This window comes from Emticicia fluvialis (assembly GCF_024793945.1).
In the GTDB taxonomy this organism is placed as follows: domain Bacteria; phylum Bacteroidota; class Bacteroidia; order Cytophagales; family Spirosomataceae; genus Emticicia; species Emticicia fluvialis.
Genome location: NZ_JANUSD010000022.1, coordinates 47,762 through 66,965, shown reverse-complemented (window position 1 = coordinate 66,965; position 19,204 = coordinate 47,762). Strand labels below are relative to the sequence as shown.

Here is a 19,204-nt window from a genome sequence, read left to right as displayed (position 1 = left end):
TATCTTCATCTTCTCTTTGTGTTGCACCTCTAAGATAACACTTTTTAGAGGAACAAAGAAAAATCCCCGCGTCTTTTTTGACCGGGGATTCCTATTTTTTAGACCTTTTTAGACAGCCTCTTTTTTGTTGGGTAAAGCATTTGTCAAAGTTACCAATTTTTGGTATTTTTGTTTAGGTAACAATTAATACCATGAGCAAAAATACATCTATATCCATTGGGTCTCATTTTGACTCCTTCATTCAAAGGCAGATTGAAGCAGGCCGTTACGCATCAACCAGTGAGGTGATTAGAGCCGGATTACGTTTACTAGAGCAGGAAGAAGAAAAACTAAAGCTTTTGAAACAGGCATTGAGAGAAGGCGAGCAGAGCGGGTTTGTTGAAGGTTTTAATCCTCAGGAATTTCAGGAAAAGTTAAGACGAAAATCTGTAGGTTGATATGTCTGAATACAGAATTTCGCAACTTGCACAACAGGATTTAGAGGATATTTGGGACTATACAATTCAAGAATGGTCATGTGAACAAGCCGATAAATATATTGGAGGCATACTGGCATCTTTCAACTCAATAGAAAATGGACATATAATTGGGAAACCTATTGATTATGTGTTACCCGGCTACAAAAAGACACAATATGGTAAGCACTACATTTTCTACAGAATATCTTCTGAGGGTATAACAGAAATAATCCGTATATCACATGTAAGCATTGATGTAAAAAACCGTCTTTAACATGATGCGATTTGCTGTTTAGTGCCTAAACTCCCTTTATACAAAAATCCCCTAATACTTTGAAATCCCCGCTTTCCGGTTTAGCTTTAAATCAGAATACTGATACTCCCTGACAGTTCTGTAAATCCACAAATCTCCTAAAAAAGAAACCATTCAATCTTATAAACCGATGAAAAGAATTCTCTTTGCTCTGTGGCTTTTGTCATCATGCGTTGTGGCGCAAAAAACGGCCTCTTCTACGGCGCAACTACCCTCTCCTGTAACTTTTACTGACCAACAGGATCATGAAAACATGATGTGGCAACTGGGTATTAAACGCCTGAGACCCGGCCCGAGTGGAAATGAATCTGCCCCGAATCATGCCAATTATGATGAAGCAATGGCGAATCCGTGTCCGGTACTACCCGATGCACTAACCCTCAAAAACGGGAAAAAAGTAACAACGCCAGAAGACTGGTGGAACAAGCGCCGCCCCGAACTGATAGAAGACCTGGAACGCGAAGTGTATGGCCGCCTGCCTGATAAAATACCTGCCGTAACCTGGACAGTAAAAATAACCGACAAAGAACTGATAGGACGCATACCTGTGGTAGCGAAACAGCTAATAGGCCATGTAGACAATAGTGAATACCCGCTCATCAATGTCGACATCAATATGATGTTGGTGGTACCAGCCAACGTAAAAGGCCCCGTACCGGTTTTGATGATGTTCGGCAGGCCGTCGTTCCCTGCCCCGGCACAGCCCAGCCCGGAGCACATGGAGAAAATCAACGCCGCTTTTAAAGACATGATGATTAAGCATGACCCTTCTCTGAAGGCTGTTTTTGACCAATACCCTGCGTACTTGCCTATTACCCGCTTACCGGGGCCTAACTTCTTTGCGCCACCGGTAAACGGCGAGTCGCCCTCTACCGAGCAACTGCTGGCCGCAGGCTGGGGCTATGCAACCATTGACCCTGCCAGTATACAGGCTGATAACGGTGCAGGCATAACCCGCGGTATTATAGGCCTGGTCAATAAAGGCCAGCCCCGCAAACCTGATGACTGGGGAGCCTTGAGAGCATGGGCCTGGGGTGCCGCAAGAGGCCTTGATTATTTAGAGACCGACCCAGCAGTAGACGCCAAGCGGGTAGGTATTGAGGGCGTTTCACGCTATGGCAAAGCTGCTTTGGTTACACTGGCTTTTGAAACCCGTTTCGCTATCGGACTGATTGGCTCTTCAGGCAAAGGGGGTGCTACGCTTCACCGCCGGGTGTTTGGCGAAGCCGTTGAAAGTCTTACAGGCGGAGAATACTACTGGATGGCCGGTAATTATATGAAATACGGCGCGGAAGAAGCCTCTTTTGGCAGAAAAACCGGCTGTGACTTACCCGTTGACTCGCACGAATTGATTGCCTTATGTGCGCCAAGACCCACGTTTATCAGTTACGGCATACCTGAGAAAGGAGACGCCCGCTGGCTGGACCAGCAGGGCAGTTATATGGCAACCATAGCAGCAGGAGAAGTATTCAGGTTATTAGGTGCAAAAGACCTGGGGGTATCGAACGATTACACCAAAGAAAAGATGCCGCCTGTAAACAAAGATATGCTGGATGGGCATCTTGCCTGGCGACAACACGACGGTGGCCATACCGACTGGCCGAATATGCAGCACTTTATACCCTGGGCCAGCAGGGTTTTGAAGTATCAGAAGTAAAGCGCGGCGCCACAATTATTTTGCTTTTGGTAATAAGGCGCGGAAATTATTCTATTTAGCTGATTGGCAATAAAATAATTTCCTCACTGACCCATTATAAGTGCATAATTATTTACTTTAGCAAAGCCAAAACAACTAGCTTTGCTTCAGACCTTATTACCTAAAACCGTAATCATTCAATCCTTTTATACAGCGTTTTAAACATGAAAGAAAAATCAAGTGAATCCCGGAGAGAATTCATTAAAAAAGGAGCCATTGCGTCTTCTTTTTTTATAGTTCCCCGGAACGTGCTCGGTGGTGTAGGGTTTATTTCTCCCAGCGACCAGCTTAACATTGCTGCTATCGGTGCCGGAGGTAAAGGCCGCAGCGACATCACCAATGCTTCAGTAAAAGGCAGAGAACGAATTGTGGCACTTTGCGATGTCGACTTTTCAGGCTCAGCCAAAGAAACTGTCAAGCTATTCCCTAATGCCAAGCTTTTTGCCGACTACCGCGAGATGCTGGATAAGCAAAAAGACATTGACGCTGTAACCATTTCTACGCCTGACCACGTACATGGGCCTGCAGCAGCTTTTGCCATGGAACGCGGCAAACACGTGTATGTGCAAAAACCAATGACGCACAATATCCGCGAGGCACGTATGCTAACCGAAATGGCCAGAAAGCATAAAATTGTGAGCCAAATGGGTAATCAGGGGGCATCTAACCCTTTGCTTAAAACCGTACAGGCTTGGGTAGACTCTGGCAAACTGGGTAAAATTGCCAAAGTACAGATATGGACCAACCGCCCGGTATGGCCACAAGGAAATGCTATGCCAAAACCAGACGACAGCCTGAAACCTAAAGACTTAGACTGGAACCTCTGGCTGGGCCCAAATGAATATAAACCGTATATTCCGAATCTGCATCCGTTTGGCTGGAGAGGCTGGTGGGATTACGGCACCGGAGCTTTGGGCGATGTGGGCTGCCACCTGATAGATATTCCGTTCAGAACATTAGGATTAAAATACCCTACTGACGCCGAATGTAGTGTTGCTTCGGTTTATACAAAAATGTGGTCGCCAGAATACAACCCTGAAGGTTGCCCGGCTTCTTCATTTATTACCCTTCATTTTGGCGCTACTGCTAAAAGTAAATCGCCGATTGAAATGACCTGGAGTGATGGAGGTATCAGACCTGCTCACCCGGATATCATACCGGCTAATGAGGATATTGGCGGTACCAACAGCAGCAATGGTGTGATGATTATTGGTGAAAAGGGCATTATAACCACGAACATCAATGACAGCTCGCCAATGATGCCTAAATTATTCCTGAATGATGGCACAAAAGAACTAGGCCCCGACCTGCCAAAAGATATAGAGCCTGAATATGGCCACCAACGCAGATGGGTAGACGCCTGTAAGGCCGGCTTTAACAGCAAAGAACACAAAGGGCTTACCTCTTCTTTTGATTATGCAGGACCAATGACAGAAACTGTTTTAATGGGTAACCTGGCTATCAGAAGCTATATGCTACGCAGAGAAAACAGCAAAGGGCAGGCGGAATTCTACGCACGCAAAAAACTACTTTGGGACGGAGAGAACATGAGAATTACTAACCTGGAAGAAGCCAACCAGTTTGTAGGAAGAACTTCTTACCGCGATGGCTGGAAAGTTTAGTAAATTTGATTTTCAGAGATAATCAAGAAGGCTGTCATTGAGTTTTGAGCAATCAAAATCAAGAACAGCCTTCTCTTTTTTAAGCTACTTTCAATTATCAGCCCGCCCAGCTTTCTCTGTCCAGACTTCTGAACTGAATGGCTTCTGCCAGATGCTCAATCCTTATTTCTTCCGACTCTGCCAGATCGGCAATCGTGCGCGATACTTTCAGAATCCGGTCGTAAGCTCTGGCCGAAAGCCCCAGGCGCTCCATAGCTTTTTTCAGAAGCGCTTTTCCGGCATCACCTATTTCACATATTTCTTTCACCATTTCGGGCGGCATCATGGCATTAGAATGAATATCCGGATATTTTTCAAACCTACTAGTCTGTATCTCCCTTGCTTTTATCACTCTTTCTCTGATAACAGCCGATGATTCATTCTTGCGGGTAGATGAAATCTGGTCGAAACTCACCGGTGTTACCTCTACGTGCAAATCAATTCTGTCGAGCAAGGGCCCTGAAATCCGGTTCAGATATTTGCCAACGGTTCCGGGTGGACAGGTACATTCTTTTTCCGGATGATTATAAAATCCGCAGGGGCATGGGTTCATGCTGGCTATGAGCATAAAATTGGCCGGAAACTCAACCGCCTGTCTTGTTCTTGATATCACCACCTTCCGTTCTTCCAGTGGCTGGCGCATTACTTCCAGTACGGTGCGTTTAAACTCGGGTAATTCATCCAGAAACAAAACCCCGTTATGTGCCAGCGAAATTTCACCGGGTTGCGGAAACCCGCCCCCTCCTACCAGAGCCGCATCTGAAATGGTATGATGTGGTGCGCGGAACGGCCTACGGGCAATTAATGAGGCCTTTAAGCCCAGTTTTCCGGCTACCGAATGAATCTTGGTTGTCTCAAGCGCTTCATGGAGTGTCAGCGGAGGTAAAATAGACGGAATACGTTTGGCAAGCATGGTTTTACCTGCCCCCGGCGGGCCTATCATAATTACATTATGCCCACCGGCCGCGGCAATTTCCATGGCTCGTTTGATATTCTCCTGCCCCTGCACATGAGAGAAATCTGCTTCATATTCGTTAATCGAGTTATAGAAAATATCACGTGTATCGGTTACCAGCGGCTCTATTTCTTTCTCACCGATTATAAAATCAATGGCTTCTGTTAAGGTCTTTACCCCTATAATATCCAGGTTATTAACGATAGAAGCCTCCATGGCATTTTCAGCAGGCAGAATAAATCCTTTCAGCTTTGACCTCCGCGCTTCTATAGCAATCGGCAGCACGCCCTTAATGGGCCGAAGGGTACCATCGAGGGCCAGTTCGCCCAGAATCACATATTCTTCCAGATTTTTAGCCGGGCTGATTAACTCACCCGCTGTCAGGATACCCACAGCCATCGGCAAATCATAAGCCGACCCTTCCTTCCGGATATCGGCCGGAGCCAGATTAATAACCGTTTTTTGTCTGGAAATCTGATAATTGCAGTTTTTTAGCGCAGCATCAATACGTTGTTGACTTTCTTTCACAGCACCATCGGGCAGCCCTACTATAGACATCCCGATGCCTTGTACTACACTTACTTCAACTGTTATCAAGGTGGCATTTACTCCATATACAGCAGCCCCAAAGGTTTTTGATAACATATAATCGTTTTTTTCTGTCAAATTAAACCATCATTTTAATACTAAACAAATCCTGCTTTCAATCACGTAAACTTAGGCTTGTAAGGGCTATTGTTTTGGCTGAACCGGGAAACTATTTCAGTATGAATGAGATTTTGCGTAAGTAAAAATTGTTATTGCATTAAAGATACAAAAGTAGCAATATCTTTGCAGCTAAAACCAGTAAAGGTTTTGCGTTTTATTGACAGTTTTTACAAATAGAATGAAGATGGTAAAGGAAAATATTGATTATGTTGCTGAAATAGCACGACTAAAGAAAGAAAAGAATGCCGTTATTCTGGTACATTATTATCAGGTAGCTGAAATTCAGGACATTGCCGATTACATAGGCGACAGCCTGGGGCTTTCTCAGCAGGCAGCTAAAACAGATGCCGACATGATTGTTTTTGCCGGTGTGCGCTTCATGGCAGAAACAGCAAAGATATTGTCGCCGCAAAAGAAAGTGGTGCTTCCGGATATGAACGCCGGGTGTTCTTTGGAGGAGTCAGCCCCGGCCGATGAATTTGCGACGTTTAAAGCACAACACCCGGACCACATTGTGATATCTTACGTAAACTGCTCTGCAGCTCTGAAAACCCTGACAGACGTGGTTTGCACCAGCAGCAATGCGGTAAAGATTGTGGAGAGTTTCCCGAAAGACCAGAAGATAATTTTTGCCCCTGATAAAAACCTGGGCGGATACATTAACAGAGTAACAGGCCGGAACATGGTTTTGTGGGACGGCGCCTGTATGGTGCATGAGACCTTCTCTGGTAAAATGATTCAGGATTTAAAAGCCAAACACCCTGCCGCGCTGGTTGTGGCGCACCCAGAAAGCGAAGAATCTGTTTTGCAACTGGCCGACTATATCGGATCTACAACCGGATTATTAAAATACGTAATTAACAGCCCTGAGAAAGAATTTATTGTGGCTACTGAGTCGGGCATTTTGCATCAGATGCGCAAAGCCGTGCCTGACAAGAAGTTCATAGTGGCGCCTACGTCTAAGAATGGTCATGCTTGCCAGGCTTGTTCAGACTGCCCGCACATGAAGCTCAACACACTCGAGAAACTTTATTTGTGCCTGAGAGATGAAGCGCCTGAAATAACCTTATCGCCTGAAATTATAGCAGAGGCCCGCAAACCTATTGAAAGGATGCTGGAGTTATCGACGAAGTTTGGGTTGTAATTTTAATATTGATTTTACCCGCGCTTCCTGTTTCAGGAAGCCTTTATTATAACCATCTACTATTGTGGGGCAATCTTATCCGCTATACTCACACGAATACTTCATGGCCAAAGCATTAGATTTAGCCATTCAGGCAGGTGATGCCGGAGAAATTCCGGTGGGGGCAATTGTAGTAGCAGGGGGCAGCAAAATTATAGGCAAGGGTACCAACCAGACCGAACAACTGAACGACGTAACTGCACATGCCGAGATAATTGCCATTACCGCTGCCTCACAATTTCTGGGCGCCAAATACCTGAAAGACTGCACTTTATATGTAACGCTTGAACCCTGCGTTATGTGCGCCGGGGCTTTGGGGTGGTCGCAGATTGACCGGATTGTATATGGGGCATCTGACCCGAAACGTGGTTTTTCCAGGGTTTCTCCCAATATTCTTCATCCTAAAACTACGCTCGTAAAAGGCATTCTGGAAAAGGATTGCGAAACACTAATGAAGAATTTTTTCAGAAATTTGCGAACATAATTTTAGCGCTTCGCGTTAAACTAATAGCTACGGCGTTACATTCAACACTAAGTTATTTGATAATCACAATTAAAACTTTCTTTAAGATATGGCATACACACTCGATCCGCTCCCTTACGCAAGTGACGCACTGGAGCCTCATTTTGATAAGGCAACAATGGAAATCCACCATGACCGTCATCACCAAACCTATGTAACTAATCTCAACAATGCCATTGCAGGTACTGAATTAGAAGGTTTAAGTTTGAAAGAATTGCTGACAAATATCAGCAAATACCCTGCGCCTGTAAGAAACAACGGTGGTGGCCATTTCAACCATGATTTATTCTGGAACATTTTGTCTCCTAATGGCGGTGGTGCCCCTACCGGCGACCTTGGCAAAGCAATTGATGAGGCTTTTGGCTCTTTTGATACTTTCAAAGATGAGTTTAAAAAAGCGGCTCTTGGACGTTTCGGTTCGGGTTGGGCATGGTTAGCAGCCGATGCCGATGGGAAGTTATTTATTACGTCTACTCCTAATCAGGATAATCCTTTGATGGACGTGGCAGATAAAAAAGGCACACCGATTCTGGGTCTTGATGTTTGGGAACACGCCTATTATCTGAAATTCCAGAACAAACGCCCTGACTACGTAGATACATTCTGGAATGTAGTGAGCTGGGATGCAGTAGCGAAATTGTATTCAGGTAAATAAAATTATTCTCGTTCTATTGATATATAAAAGCCGGCTCAAATCAGATTTTGAGTCGGCTTTTAATTTATCAATCGGCCTACCCGTTTCTTTGTTCTTTCAGTGTTTTGGTTTATTGAGTGTTTACTCCGGAGGTGCTGTAAGCCACTTCAGCTAAATTGCATACATGTATATACATTGGCATTTTGTGTTTTTTTTGGATTTAGTAATGTATTTTAATGACATCCGGCTTAATATGCAATAAATATAATTCTTCCATTTGTATCTGTTTTGCTTTTACTTATATTCGCAAACACTCAATTCCTAAACTACTGAATCAATGAACTCACGCCGGCACTTCATCCGCAGTGTATCTGCGCTCACCGGAGCATCGCTCTTACCCTCATTAAAGGCGCTTTCAGCTGACGAGCTAGTAACCATCGGCTCATTAAAAACCAATAAATCAGCGTTGGAACTGGCATCTGACGAAGACTACTGGTATCAGATTCAACAGGCTTATACGGTGTCTCCGCAGATTATTAACCTGAATAACGGTGGCGTAAGCCCTGCACCCCTGGTGGTACAAAATGCCGTAGAACGTTATGGAAAATTTGCCAACGAAGCGCCCAGTTATTTTATGTGGCGCATACTAGACCAGGGAAGAGAACCCCTGAGAGAGAATCTGGCAAAATATGCGGGGGTATCGCCGGAAGAAATTGCTATCAACCGTAATGCAACCGAAGCACTGGACACCGTGATTCTGGGCTTACCGTTACAAAAAGGTGATGAAGTTGTAATGACCCGCTACGATTACCCGAATATGCTGCATGCCTGGCGAATGCGAGAAATGCGCGACGGACTGAAAATCAACTATGTAGATATAGACCTGCCGCTGGAAGACAATGACCTGATTGTGAAGAAATTTGTGGAGAAAATGACCCCCAGAACCAAAGTGGTACATATTACCCACATTGTAAACTGGAACGGGCAAATTCTACCGGCAAGAAGAATAGCTGACGAGGCCCATAAAAGAGGCATTGAAGTACTGATAGACGGCGCTCATTCTTTTGCGCATCTGGAATATAAAATACCTGACTTGGGAGGTGATTACTACGGCACCAGCCTGCATAAATGGCTATCGGCACCCATAGGCTCTGGTATGTTATGGATAAAGAAAGAGAAAATCAGCAAGGTGTTTCCGTTGATACCTAATGATAAGCCCACGTCTGACAATATCCGTAAGTTTGAAAACCTGGGTACCAGACCTTTTATGATAGAGCAGGCCATTGGGCAGGCGCTTAATTTCCAGCTGGCTATTGGCAATGCCCGTAAAGAAGCCCGCTTGCGGTATCTGAAAAACTACTGGGCCAAAGAGGCTTCAGGTATTACAAAGTTTAAGCTGAATACGCCTTTAAAAGCCGAATACTCGGGTGCATTGGCGCATTTTGGCATAGAAGGCCTGGAAGCCGGCAAAATTGAAGGCGAATTGCTCGGGAAATTCAAAATACATACCTCGCCCGTTAAATGGGAAAAGCTGGATGGCGTACGGGTAACACCTCATGTGTACACTACTCTTAACGACTTAGACCGGCTGCTGGATGGCATAAAGCACATTGCTAAAACATAAAAAAAGGTGGAGCGCGCTCCACCTTTTCTGTATCTGTTTAATCAGTATTTACTTTGCTACTTCTACGTTAACAAGCAACAGGAACTCGTCCATTTCAATTTCAGCGGCTTGTACAATTGCCTCAGTTACATCCAGCGAAAGCGCCTGCACTTCCTGGCAGATATAATCTTTATTGGCCTGAACCGCCGCTACCAGCGTTTCATTATTGTTGGCTAACGATATCCTGATTTTATCGGTTACTTCAAAACCATTATCTTTTCTGTAGTTCTGAATACGGTTTACAAAATCGCGGGCGATACCTTCATAACGCAGTTCTTCAGAAATGGTCATATCCAGCGCAACTGTTAACCCACCTTGGCTGGCAACTAACCAGCCCGGTACGTCTTCTGTCAGTATCTCAACGTCTTCCAGTTTCAGATGTGTAAACGCTGCCAGTGCTGACTGCGTGGCCAGTTCGCCGGTTTTTTCCAGTTCTTTCAGTTGTTCCGGAGTTATGGCAGTAATAAAGTTGCCCACCTCTTTCATGTCCTTGCCGTATTTAGGGCCCAGTACTTTAAAGTTTGGCTTCACTTTCTTTTTCAGGATACCAGAATCGTCATCCAGATATTCAACAGCCTTAATGTTTACTTCCGACTTGATGATCTCTTCTACATGACGAATCTTCTCACGCGTACTTTCAGAAAGCACCGGAATCAGGATTCTTTGCAGTGGCTGGCGAACCTTAATTTTATGTATTTTACGCAATGAGTGTACCAGCGATGATATTCTCTGCGCTAAATCCATCGACTCTTCCAAATCAGAATCTACCAACGTTTCGTCATATTTATGCCATTCAGTAAAGTGCACCGACTCATGCAAGAAACGGGTTTTGCTGGCTTTAGCTTCCTCACGGATACAATCAGTCATGTTTCTATACAACCAGTCTCCATAGAAAGGCGCAATAGGCGACATCAACTGCGAAACTGCAACCAGACAGTGCTGTAATGTTTCATAGGCTGCCTTTTTGTTCTCGGTCATTTCGCCTTGCCAGAAACGGCGGCGACACAATCGCACATACCAGTTAGAGAGTTGGTCGCATACAAAATCCTGTATCAAACGCCCTGCTTTAGTAGGGTTGTAGGTCTCGTATTGCTCTTCAACTTCTTTAATAAGCGTATATAATTTAGACAGAATCCAACGGTCCATTTCAGGCAAACGCTCATAAGGCACACGGTCGGCCTCTGTCATTTTATAATTATCCAAATTGGCGTACAGTGCAAAGAAATTGTAAGTATTGGTAAGTGTACCAAAAAACTTACGTTGCACTTCTGTGATACCGTCAATATTAAACTTCAGGTTATCCCAAGGCTCGGCATTGGTAATCATATACCAGCGGGTTGGGTCGGCCCCATATTGAGACAGCGTCTCAAACGGATTGACGGCATTACCCAGGCGTTTAGACATCTTGTTGCCGTTTTTGTCAAGCACCAATCCTGTCGACACCACGTTTTTAAAGGCAATGGAGTCGTACAACATACCAGATATGGCATGCAGGGTAAAGAACCACCCGCGTGTCTGGTCAACCCCTTCCGAAATGAAATCAGCAGGGTAATTATTATCAAAAATCTCCTTGTTCTCAAACGGATAATGCCATTGTGCAAACGGCATAGCGCCAGAGTCAAACCAAACGTCAATCAGGTCGGTTTCACGTTGCATTACTTTACCGCTGGTAGATACCAGATACACCTCATCTACATAAGGGCGGTGCAGGTCTTCTTTGTTATCGGCCAGCAATGCAAGAAAATACTCGTTTTTCTGCTTTTGTTCGGCAGATAGTGCCTCATCTTTCAGGGCATGCAGAATACCGTTTTTCAGTTCTTCCAATGAGCCAATGCACACCTCTTCACCATCTTCGCTCCGCCAGATAGGTAGCGGAGTACCCCAGTAACGGCTACGAGACAGGTTCCAGTCTACGGCGTTTTCAAGCCAGTTACCGAAACGACCCGTTCCGGTGCTTTCAGGCTGCCAGTTAATGGTCTTATTCAAGGCTACCAGCCTTTCTTTCATGGCTGTGGTGCGAATAAACCAGCTATCAAGCGGGTAGTATAGCACCGGTTTATCAGTACGCCAGCAGTGTGGGTAAGGGTGGTCAAACTTCTGAACATTAAAAGCCTTATTCTCTGTTTTCAGTTTGATACCGATGCGCTCATCTACCGACAGATATTTGTCTCGGCCCTGTTTCTGGCGTTCTGTTTCTTTTTCGTCGTCTGTCAGATATGCCTCTTTAACATACTCCAGGGTAAAATCTGAAATCTCCTTTACAAAGCGGCCACGCTTATCAACAATAGGCACCTCTTTGCCGTTTTCGTCTTTCACCATTATCGGCGGAATACCATTTTGCTGAGCAACACGGAAGTCGTCAGCACCGAAGGTAGGTGAAGTATGTACAACCCCTGTGCCGTCTTCAGTAGTAACAAAGTCACCTATAATAACTCTGAAAGCAGCTGCATCAGGCTGAACATAGGGCAATAACTGATGATACTCAATACCTTCTAATGTAGCGCCTTTAAATTCTGTTAGGATTGTCCACGGAATCAGTTTTTTGTCTGACGCAGCAAAGCCGTCAAAATCACCGTCCAGCCCTTTCTCAGAGAAATATTTACTCACCAACACTTTTGCCAACACCACATTTACCGGCAGGTAGGTGTACGGATTAAACGTTTTTACCAATACGTAGTCAATGTTTTTACCTACAGTAAGTGCCGAGTTGGCAGGGAGTGTCCACGGTGTGGTGGTCCAGGCCAATATGTACACCTCATTGCCTTGGGCTGCTTCAAACAAAAAGTCAGACTTGTCTGATTTCTTCACCTTAAACTGTGCCGTAAGAGAAGTGTCTTTCACTTCTTTGTAAGTGCCGGGCATGTTTAACTCATGAGACGAAAGCCCCGTTCCGGCAGCAGGCGAGTATGGCTGAATGGTATACCCTTTATAGAGCAGTCCTTTTTTGTAGAACTCCTTAATCAGATACCAGATAGACTCTATGTATTCGTTTTTGTAGGTAATGTATGGGTTGTCAAGGTCTACCCAGTACCCCATTTTTTCGGTCAGGTCATTCCATTGGTCGGTAAAACGCATTACCGTTTCACGGCATTTCCGGTTATATTCTTCAACCGATATCTTAATCCCAATGTCTTCTTTGGTAATACCCAGTTCTTTTTCCACTTGCAGTTCAACCGGCAGGCCGTGGGTATCCCAACCACCTTTACGTTTTACCTGAAAACCTTTCAGGGTTTTGTACCGGCAGAAAATATCTTTAATAGTACGAGCCATTACGTGGTGGATACCCGGTGTTCCGTTAGCAGACGGAGGCCCCTCATAGAATGTAAAAGCAGGTGCGCCTTCTCTTACCTCTACCGATTGCTCAAATACTTTATTCTTTTTCCAGAACTCCAGAATTTCGTCAGCGATGGCTGCGTAGTTAACAGATTTATATTCTTTATAATGCATATGTAAAAGCGAATATCGGCAGGCTTTACAAATCCTGCCTGAAACAGAGTGCAAAGATAACGATTTTTAGCCCATAGAAATAATTGAAATAAACAGATTTAAGGTTTTAATCAAATTCAAAACCTGGTTTATCCGGGTTTAAGATTAAAATATTGAGATTAAATCATTCAGAATTAAACCGACAGACTGTATTGTTATCTAACACTGCACACATAAATAACAAGCCGTGTTACAAAAGCAAACCCAGCACTTGTTCTGGAGAGCGGGATTCGGAGCGCCACTCTCAACCATAAAAGAGGCCAAACGCCATTCTGCCAAAAGAATTTTCAAGAGGCTGCTGAAAGATTCTGAATCTTTCAGCCCTATTGAAGTGGTGAAGCCCCCGGATACGACAGATACCTATTCTAAGTCAAAGCCAAATGCCATAGACAAAACAGACCTGGCACGCCTAAAAGAGAAGCAGCTTGAAATTGAGAAGCAAAGAAAGGAAGACCAAACCAGACTTAATATTGCCTGGATTGAAAAGATGAGTACGGGCAAAGAGGTTCTGAGAGAAAAAATGGCATTTTACTGGCATGGACATCTGGTATCCAGAAGTCAGGATGCCTATTATTCGCAAAGCTATGTAAATACCCTTCGTAAATATGCTTTGGGGAAGTTCGGAGATTTGCTGCTTGCGGTTTCTAAAGAACCATCAATGCTACAGTTTTTAAATAACAGGCAGAACCGAAAAAAAAGTCCGAATGAAAACTTTGCCAGAGAATTGATGGAGTTGTTTACACTTGGCAGAGGCAACTACACCGAAAAAGACATTAAACAGGTAGCCAGAGCGTTTACAGGATGGGACTTTGACACAAGCGGCCAGTTTGTTTTTAAAGAAAAACAACATGACGACGGCGATAAAACCATTTTTGGCAAAACCGGTAACTTTAAGGGAGAAGACGTTATCTCTATGATTCTTGAAAAAAAAGAAACTGCCATTTTTGTAACAGAAAAAATTTACAGGCAGCTTGTAAATGAAGATACCGCTAACCCCTGGCATACCGAAAAAATACTAAAACTTGCTGAGCGGTTTTATGAATCGGGCTATGAAATTTCGCTTTTGCTTCAACATATTTTTACTTCAGACTGGTTCTTCGATGCGCGCAACATCGGGTCGCATATTAAATCACCCATAGAATTACTGGTGGGCATGAAAACAACCATGCAAATACATTTTGATGACCCGGAGGCGCCATTGCTTATTGAGCGGCTGTTAGGCCAGATATTACTGTATCCGCCCAATGTAGCGGGGTGGCCGGGAGGCAAAAACTGGATCGACAGCTCCAGTCTTTTATTCAGAATGCAGCTTCCGTCTCTTATTTTTACAGACAGGCAACCCGAAATAAGCGCTAAAAGCGATGGTGACATCAATACGGAGTACCAGACACGTAAAAGAGGGTTCAGTGGTGAATCTGACTGGCAAAAATTAGCGCCATACTTTGCAGGCAAAAAAACTAACCTGCTGGAAGAAATGACTAATTATTTGCTGCAGGCAATGCCCGATGAAAGCATACTGAAAGAAATTGAGAGCCGCGTTAAGGCCGGGCCACAGGTAGAGGCCATGAAAAAAACAACCATGTATTTATGGATGCTCCCTGAATACCAGCTATGCTAGGCATAACCTGTCAGTCTTTTTTATTTATACATTTAAATTGGTTTATCAATAATGGCATCAAGAAGAGATTTTATCAAGCAATCGGCATTGGCAACCATAGGCGGTATGCTGGTTCCTCATTTTCTGAAAGCCTACGAAACACAACACTTGGGTGTAGAGCCGGTGAACGGCAAGGTTTTGGTTGTTGTTCAGTTGTCAGGTGGTAATGATGGCCTAAACACGGTAATTCCATACACAAACGATATTTATTATAAAGCCCGGCCCAATATTGGTATTGCGCCTGACAAAGTACTAAAACTAAACAACGAACTTGGCCTTAACCCTGCCATGGACGGCCTCAGACGATTATATGACGATGGCCTGGTGAGTATCATTAATAATGTTGGTTACCCTAACCCTGACCGTTCTCATTTCCGCTCTATGGATATTTGGCATACCGCCAGTGAATCAACCGAATACCTGAATACCGGATGGCTGGGACGATACCTGGATGCCAACTGCGCCGGGCATTGTACACCTTATCAGGCATTGGAAATTGACGACACCCTAAGCCTGTCAATGAAAGGCGAAAATGTAAAGGCATTGGCTGTAAAAGATACCGAAAAACTATACCGGCAGGTTAGCCGTCCGTTTATCAGTAAAGTTGCAGGTGTTGCGCCGGTGTCAGTCAATCAGAATCTGTCATATATGTATAAAACCCTTGCTGAAACATCGTCTTCAGCCGAGTTCTTACATACTCAATCAAAAATTTATAAATCTTCGGCCACTTATCCGGTCGGAGAACTGGGCCAGCGCCTGAAAACTATTGCAGAACTTATTATATCAGACCTGCCCACCAGAGTATATTATGTAAGCGTTTCTGGTTTCGACACCCACTTTAATCAGCTAAATCAGCAGGAAAGGCTTCTGCAGAACTACTCTTCGGCCATACAGGTATTCGTTAATGACCTGCAAAAAAACAATAAAATTAACGATGTGGTGATTATGACTTTCTCAGAATTTGGCAGAAGAGTAAAAGAAAATGCCAGTGCCGGTACAGACCACGGCACAGCTAATAATTTATTTTTAATAGGAGGTAGCCTCAAACGCCCTGAAATATTGAATGAAGCCCCTGATTTAACCAATCTGGATGAGGGCGATTTGAAATTTTCAGTTGATTTCAGAGATATTTATGAATCGTTGCTAAATGACTGGTTGCACTCTGACGCAAAAAAAATACTGGGCCGTGTATCAGGAAATTTAAAACTCGTCTAATTTTAAAAATATCCGGCTTCACATAAAAACCACTTAGTTTATACATCTTCTTTTTTTCTGCTTTTATGGTTATGAATTTTTTGTTTTCTACCTGAAAACAGAGAATTTTCTACTAGAATTGTAGGCTAAATTCACTTATATTTCTGTTATTTTGTACCCTGACTTTTTAAAATTAACCTTTTTGCCTAAACCTTAATTTATCTTACTTCAATTAAGATAATTAGCATTGCAACCACTAAAGACTGGTATACTCTGGCGTACTGCCGGATATTAGGCCAAATGCTGTGCTTATATCTATAATTTTCAGCTTTATGGAAGGCAAATAGCAATAACCGCCAGGAACATTTCCGGCTTTTTTCTAAACCCTGATGATACTTAATTGAAAAACTTATATGGTTTTTAATTCTATTGACTTTCTAATTTTCTTCATTATTGTATTTATTTTATTCTATTATTCCCGCGGATTCAACAGGCAGGTAATTCTTCTGGTTTCAAGTTCTGTTTTTTACATGTGGTTTATTCCTTCTTATATTCTCATATTGTTTTTAACTATTCTTATTGATTATTTTGCCGCTATCAGAATTGAAGACAGTACAAAACCTGCTACAAAAAAGCTTCATCTGCTGTTTGGTATCATCAATACATGTATTGTTTTATTTGTATTTAAGTACTACAACTTTTTTGTCGACAACCTGAATTACCTCGGATTCAGAAGTGCCAGACACTGGGAAATAATACTACCAATCGGGCTTTCATTTCATGTGTTTCAAAGCCTGGGGTACGTTATTGAAGTTTACAAAGGCAAAATAAAAGCCGAACGGAACCTGCTCATTTATTCAAATTTTGTAATGATGTTTCCGCAATTGGTTGCCGGGCCAATTGAGAGAGCAGAGAATCTATTGCCCCAATTAAGAAAAGACAACCCAATAACTTACCGTGATTTTACTGTGGGGCTAAGCCAGTTTTTTTGGGGACTCTTTAAAAAAGTAGCCGTTGCAGACGTATTAAGCCAGTATGTTGATACCATTTTTAACAGCTACATGCATCACTCAGGCTTTACTTTTTTTATAACCATGCTGATGTTCACTTATCAGCTGTATTGCGATTTTTCCGGCTACTCAGATATGGCCATTGGTGTTGCCAGAATGCTGGGCTACAGATTTAATGAAAACTTTAAACTGCCGTTCTTTTCAACAAGTATCACCGAACTCTGGCGAAAATGGCATATTTCTTTAAGCAACTGGCTGCGAGATTATGTGTATTTTTCATTAGGCGGCACAAAGAAAGGAAAACTGATTGCCTACAGAAATCTGTTCATTACCATGCTAATAGGTGGCTTATGGCATGGTGCATCCTGGAATTTCGTAATATGGGGCCTTATATACGGTGTTTATTTAACGGCCGAAAAACTATTGAATTTCACTTTGCGGAGCCGTCCGGGATTTATTTATAAAGCCATTGGCTACATATATGTTCATTTACTTATTATGTTTCCCCTTATTCTATTCAGGTCAGTAACTTTTGACCAGGCCAGTTATATCATTCATGCCATATTTACCGATTTTTACCCCTCAAAATTTAACGCCTTAGATATCTTTATTTTGATGCCTGCCATTACCGGCTGGACTCTCATGACAGCGTTTGAGTACTTTGTGCTTAGAAAATTCAGCTTTGATGATATATACGAGATGAAATCCGGTAATCTCTATCTCAATGCTCTAACTATTTTCATTACTGTTTCTGTTTTTTTGCAAGGCAATATCAACGAAACGCAATTTATTTATTTCCAATTCTGACCAGCCCATGAAACAAATATTAGCTAAACTTGCTTTTCTGATTTTGATTTTGCTGGTGATAGACAAACTGTTTGGTGTTTTGTTCACTCATTTTATATTTAAGAAGACCATTTCTGGAGAACGTGGGGGTACAATCAATTACATATTGCAAAAAAACAGAGACATCAACTTTCTTATTCTGGGGTCTTCAAGAGCCAGGCACCAAATAGACCCGCTCTTGCTTACGAACCTAAAGGGTAAAGGATATAATGCCGGTGAAAACGCCGTTGGTGGCGTTTTATATAGCAGTATATTGCTGGATTTATTGCTTGCCCAACAAATAAGGCCGCATTCGGTAATATTGCAAATGGATGCAAATTATTTTGATGAATCGCGGCAGAAACAGAATAATCTGGAGCTTAGAGCACTTTATCCGTTTTATGCAGAAAGCGCGTTATTAAAAGAATATGTAAAAGAAATTGGATGGAAAGAAACAATGCTGGTACAATCTGATATGTTTAAATATAATTTCAAGGTTTATCCTATTATGTTTAATTACATAAACGAAAAAAACATGATAAATCCATTCGGTTTTTCTCCTCTGCTAGCCAGATTAGATACCTCAAAAATCAGACATGAAAGCGTAAAGCACAAAGTTGAACCTATTAAACTCGATAACCTAAAGCTAAAGGCTCTCAGGCACTTAATCAATCAATGTGCAAAATTCAATGTAAAACTTTATATCGTTTTCCCTCCGAATTTCAAAAACATCTATTACCACAAAGTTTATAGCGATAAACTAAAAGCATTCGCTTCTGCCCAAAAAACCCCGGCCAGAGTTATTGATATGAGCGATGTTTATAAGTTAGCAGAATTACAACAACCTGATAAATGGAAAGACGAAACCCACCTGAATAAAGCAGGTGCCCTGTTGTTCTCGGCTTACCTTAACGACAGCCTCAAAGAAAACATAAACAGAAAATATGTCTCAAAGTTTAATTAAGGGTATTTGATATAATAACCTCTAATGCCCGATTCATTTTGCAGGCTACGGTATCTTTGCTATATTGCAATGAATAATTTTGCCGGGAAGACTATTAATGCTATTGAGAGAAAAACGACTGCTCATGATTATTATGAATTAAATGTTAATTGTTAAGAATCAGCATGGTTAAACCCTCTTTTTAATTTCATCTTTCATTAGATAGCCTGAGGATGAATGATTGGATTATGACTTCGTGAATTGCAGCAACCCAAATTTTTTAAAAGATAATTTT

General features: G+C 42.8%; 14 protein-coding genes. 12 read left to right on the top strand and 2 right to left on the bottom strand.

All coding sequences use genetic code 11. From position 1 onward, the window contains the following. Positions 1-191: 191 nt before the first annotated feature. The 4 genes from NZ848_RS20300 to NZ848_RS20285 all read left to right on the top strand — a co-directional run bounded on the left by NZ848_RS20300 (position 192) and on the right by NZ848_RS20285 (position 4,089). Positions 192-437: a type II toxin-antitoxin system ParD family antitoxin gene (locus tag NZ848_RS20300; RefSeq protein ID WP_253532315.1), complete on the top strand. Its 246-nt coding sequence runs from the start codon at positions 192-194 to the stop codon at positions 435-437. A 1-nt stretch (position 438) separates the two neighbouring features. Continuing rightward, a complete protein-coding gene (locus tag NZ848_RS20295) occupies positions 439-732 on the top strand; it encodes a type II toxin-antitoxin system RelE/ParE family toxin (protein WP_259017040.1) in 294 nt (97 codons plus the stop codon). A 169-nt stretch (positions 733-901) separates the two neighbouring features. Then, positions 902-2,428: an alpha/beta hydrolase family protein gene (locus tag NZ848_RS20290; protein WP_259017039.1), complete on the top strand. Its 1,527-nt coding sequence runs from the start codon at positions 902-904 to the stop codon at positions 2,426-2,428. Between the two features lie 203 nt (positions 2,429-2,631). Beyond that, the gene (locus tag NZ848_RS20285; RefSeq protein WP_259017038.1) at positions 2,632-4,089 is read left to right on the top strand and encodes a Gfo/Idh/MocA family protein; all 1,458 of its coding nucleotides are present in this window, start codon (positions 2,632-2,634) and stop codon (positions 4,087-4,089) included. A 97-nt stretch (positions 4,090-4,186) separates the two neighbouring features. Here NZ848_RS20285 and NZ848_RS20280 read toward each other — a convergent pair whose 3' ends face one another. Then, complete coding sequence (locus NZ848_RS20280) at positions 4,187-5,728, bottom strand: YifB family Mg chelatase-like AAA ATPase (protein ID WP_259017037.1); 1,542 nt, start codon at positions 5,726-5,728, stop codon at positions 4,187-4,189. 247 nt (positions 5,729-5,975) lie between these two features. On the opposite strand from NZ848_RS20280, the gene nadA reads away from it, so the two are divergent. The 4 genes from nadA (at position 5,976) to NZ848_RS20260 (ending at position 9,755) form a co-directional block, all read left to right on the top strand. Beyond that, positions 5,976-6,935 (top strand): quinolinate synthase NadA, encoded by a 960-nt coding sequence (gene nadA / locus NZ848_RS20275; RefSeq protein ID WP_259017036.1) that lies wholly within the window; start codon positions 5,976-5,978, stop codon positions 6,933-6,935. A 61-nt stretch (positions 6,936-6,996) separates the two neighbouring features. Then, positions 6,997-7,458, top strand: coding sequence for a nucleoside deaminase (locus NZ848_RS20270; RefSeq protein ID WP_259017042.1), 462 nt, complete (start codon positions 6,997-6,999; stop codon positions 7,456-7,458). Positions 7,459-7,546: 88 nt separating this feature from the next. Beyond that, positions 7,547-8,152 (top strand): superoxide dismutase, encoded by a 606-nt coding sequence (locus NZ848_RS20265; protein ID WP_101728205.1) that lies wholly within the window; start codon positions 7,547-7,549, stop codon positions 8,150-8,152. Between the two features lie 316 nt (positions 8,153-8,468). Beyond that, positions 8,469-9,755 carry an aminotransferase class V-fold PLP-dependent enzyme gene (locus NZ848_RS20260; protein WP_253532304.1) on the top strand — a complete coding sequence of 429 codons (1,287 nt, stop codon included), beginning with the start codon at positions 8,469-8,471 and terminating at the stop codon, positions 9,753-9,755. A 48-nt stretch (positions 9,756-9,803) separates the two neighbouring features. Here the strand turns inward: NZ848_RS20260 and ileS are convergent, their stop codons facing one another. After that, positions 9,804-13,241, bottom strand: a complete 3,438-nt coding sequence (gene ileS, locus NZ848_RS20255) for an isoleucine--tRNA ligase (RefSeq protein ID WP_259017035.1) — start codon at positions 13,239-13,241, stop codon at positions 9,804-9,806. 226 nt (positions 13,242-13,467) lie between these two features. Between ileS and NZ848_RS20250 the strand changes: the two genes are divergently transcribed. The 4 genes from NZ848_RS20250 to NZ848_RS20235 all read left to right on the top strand — a co-directional run bounded on the left by NZ848_RS20250 (position 13,468) and on the right by NZ848_RS20235 (position 18,930). Further along, positions 13,468-14,898, top strand: coding sequence for a DUF1800 domain-containing protein (locus tag NZ848_RS20250; RefSeq protein ID WP_259017034.1), 1,431 nt, complete (start codon positions 13,468-13,470; stop codon positions 14,896-14,898). A gap of 51 nt (positions 14,899-14,949) precedes the next feature. Then, positions 14,950-16,152: a DUF1501 domain-containing protein gene (locus tag NZ848_RS20245; protein WP_259017033.1), complete on the top strand. Its 1,203-nt coding sequence runs from the start codon at positions 14,950-14,952 to the stop codon at positions 16,150-16,152. 392 nt (positions 16,153-16,544) lie between these two features. Further along, positions 16,545-17,948 (top strand): MBOAT family O-acyltransferase, encoded by a 1,404-nt coding sequence (locus NZ848_RS20240; protein WP_259017032.1) that lies wholly within the window; start codon positions 16,545-16,547, stop codon positions 17,946-17,948. Positions 17,949-17,955: 7 nt separating this feature from the next. Beyond that, positions 17,956-18,930 (top strand): hypothetical protein, encoded by a 975-nt coding sequence (locus NZ848_RS20235; protein WP_259017031.1) that lies wholly within the window; start codon positions 17,956-17,958, stop codon positions 18,928-18,930. Positions 18,931-19,204: the final 274 nt, after the last annotated feature.

What these genes read in the sequence shown, in the direction of transcription:
- NZ848_RS20265 (WP_101728205.1), top strand. Translation starts at nt 7,547, where the DNA reads ATGGCATACACACTCGATCCGCTCCCTTACGCAAGTGACGCACTGGAG.
- NZ848_RS20235 (WP_259017031.1), top strand. Translation starts at nt 17,956, where the DNA reads ATGAAACAAATATTAGCTAAACTTGCTTTTCTGATTTTGATTTTGCTG.
- NZ848_RS20245 (WP_259017033.1), top strand. Translation starts at nt 14,950, where the DNA reads ATGGCATCAAGAAGAGATTTTATCAAGCAATCGGCATTGGCAACCATA.
- NZ848_RS20260 (WP_253532304.1), top strand. Translation starts at nt 8,469, where the DNA reads ATGAACTCACGCCGGCACTTCATCCGCAGTGTATCTGCGCTCACCGGA.
- NZ848_RS20295 (WP_259017040.1), top strand. Translation starts at nt 439, where the DNA reads ATGTCTGAATACAGAATTTCGCAACTTGCACAACAGGATTTAGAGGAT.
- NZ848_RS20300 (WP_253532315.1), top strand. Translation starts at nt 192, where the DNA reads ATGAGCAAAAATACATCTATATCCATTGGGTCTCATTTTGACTCCTTC.
- NZ848_RS20285 (WP_259017038.1), top strand. Translation starts at nt 2,632, where the DNA reads ATGAAAGAAAAATCAAGTGAATCCCGGAGAGAATTCATTAAAAAAGGA.
- NZ848_RS20280 (WP_259017037.1), bottom strand. Translation starts at nt 5,728, where the DNA reads ATGTTATCAAAAACCTTTGGGGCTGCTGTATATGGAGTAAATGCCACC.
- nadA (WP_259017036.1), top strand. Translation starts at nt 5,976, where the DNA reads ATGGTAAAGGAAAATATTGATTATGTTGCTGAAATAGCACGACTAAAG.
- NZ848_RS20290 (WP_259017039.1), top strand. Translation starts at nt 902, where the DNA reads ATGAAAAGAATTCTCTTTGCTCTGTGGCTTTTGTCATCATGCGTTGTG.
- NZ848_RS20240 (WP_259017032.1), top strand. Translation starts at nt 16,545, where the DNA reads ATGGTTTTTAATTCTATTGACTTTCTAATTTTCTTCATTATTGTATTT.
- ileS (WP_259017035.1), bottom strand. Translation starts at nt 13,241, where the DNA reads ATGCATTATAAAGAATATAAATCTGTTAACTACGCAGCCATCGCTGAC.